General features: G+C 40.0%; 1 protein-coding gene. It reads right to left on the reverse strand.

Annotation, left to right across the window (positions count from 1 at the left end):
* A partial coding sequence (locus tag VJI94_RS08190) for a hypothetical protein (RefSeq protein ID WP_324008995.1) occupies window positions 1-295 on the reverse strand: 295 nt, incomplete at both ends.

The raw sequence follows: 295 nt of genomic DNA on the forward strand, positions 1-295 counted from the left end.
GGGTCCATTCACTTGCATCCCATTTCCTTGTAAGTAATACAAGGAGGCATTCCAATTTTTAGAAATACGATAAGACGGAGCTAATTCCCATGCCAGAAATCTTCTCAACCTTAGCAATTCTTCACTTACTCCATTTTGTAATACTGTTGAAGGAAACCAGTTAACAGCAGGATGTGCCCCAACTCTAAAACTAAAGCGTTTACTTTTTATGGCATGATACCTGAACCATAGAATGATAGAGCCTTTCTCTCCGGTAGGTGTTATCCTGAACTCGGGGTCGATACTTAGTTTTTTC

Origin of the sequence: Parvimonas sp. D9, from assembly GCF_035282565.1 — a bacterium.
GTDB lineage: Bacteria > Bacillota > Clostridia > Tissierellales > Peptoniphilaceae > Parvimonas > Parvimonas micra.